Annotated in this window: 1 protein-coding gene; it reads right to left on the reverse strand. The window is 58.4% G+C overall.

The genetic code is table 11. The features are described from left to right. Positions 1-153 precede the first annotated feature (153 nt). On the reverse strand, positions 154-1,604 hold a 1,451-nt coding region (locus M4I36_RS16170), incomplete at its 5' end, for a helicase-related protein (RefSeq protein WP_258112797.1).

Raw genomic sequence — 1,604 nt, forward strand, 5'->3', positions numbered from 1 at the left:
ACGACCTATAGGGTCTCACGAAGGGAGACATGGAGTTTTCAAGGGGAATTTGAATACACCCCCATTCTAGCAAATCCCCCCTTCGTGTCAAGAAAAAAAGCCCTCGCTTGGAGGGCTCTGTTCGTCGGTTGCGTTCGTGCTGCATGGTGTTTGTCAAAGCGCAAACAACAGCAGCTGGTCGTCCCCGACACCTTGTTTCTTCAGGACTTTTTTCGCCTTGTCTGGCAGGCGCTTCTTCCACTCGCCAAGCGTCACTTCTGGCTCCATGGGCAGTGGCGCTTTTTGAGCGACGGAGACCGAGACGGATGTGTCTTGCAGCGTGAGGCAAGGAGACTCTTCGGAAGGGGATACACCCGCCATTCGCTTCGTCTCTTCCGCCAAGCGCTGCATGGCTCGTCCTATCTCGCCTCGAAACCGCTCTTCGGACAGCAGGGTGACGCCTTGCGGGATGTCCTTGTCGGCCATCGCCCGCCATTGGCTCGATAAATCGGCGACGTCGCCAAGGCAATGCGCAATCGCGTACGTCGAGGCCGATTGGGCATCCTTTGCCGTGAATTCGGCCACTTCCGATCGATCCAGTCGACCTTCCAGGAGCATCGCATGGGAGCGCTTGGCCAACATGCGCGACATCTGGGCCATCTCATACGTCCCTTGGTAGAGGTAGTAGAAGACTTTGCACGGGCGATGCTGGCCAATGCGCCATGCCCGCCGCGCCGCCTGGCGCATCGTCGCAATCTCGTCCGTGAACTGATAGAAGAAGAGCGACGGATGCGAGAGCAAATCGAGGCCCACTTCGACGAGCTTGGCGTTGCAGACAACCACGTCCACGCCGCGTTCCAGAGACCTTTCCAGCCACGCGACCCGGTCTTCTGGGGCGACCGTCGCAGAAAGGGTCTCGGCGCGAATGCCCGCTTGTTGCAAGACGGCGGTGACCCGTTTGTCTTGCAGGGCATCGCCGCTGTAGCGCACGTACACGACGCAGCGTCGCCCCTGTTCCAGTTCGGCCTGAACGTCGGAGACGAGTTGACGTTCTTTGGGCGTCCAGGCGGATTCGAGTTGGGTCGCGGCAAACGCGACGGCATCCTCCTCGGACAGCCAGACGGTTTGCGACCGATACGGCTGATTCGCCGCATTCACGACCGCCGGGATGAACTGGGCGAACGCTTTTGTGTTGCCAAGCGCATATTGCCGTTTCATCTCAGCCTCCAAATCGACGTGGAACGTGCCATAGGCCTGTTCGTGGTCCGGATCCATGCGCACAAACACCGGCCGCTCTTCGAGTTCGACTAAGGGGAGTCCCAGATCGCCGAGTTCCAGGAAGACACATTTGTCCGCCAGATGCTGCACAAACAATGTGGGCGAGAGGCCCGGGACTTCTTTGGGCGGATTGAGCAACACTTTGCGTTCACTCATCGTTCCACCCGTTTTAACGTCGTCCGTAGCCCATCGTCCTTTCTGTTCCATGGTCCCGTACCGACGCACAAACTTGTTCAGAGAGCGATGGTCCATCCCATCGGCGAGCATCGCTCCCAATGCTGTCAACTTAGGATGGTATGAATTGGTGTTCCCTCTGGTTATTCGAAATCTGGGTCCACAGAGTGGGG

Origin of the sequence: Alicyclobacillus sp. SP_1 (assembly GCF_024706985.1) — a bacterium.
GTDB lineage: Bacteria > Bacillota > Bacilli > Alicyclobacillales > Alicyclobacillaceae > Alicyclobacillus_I.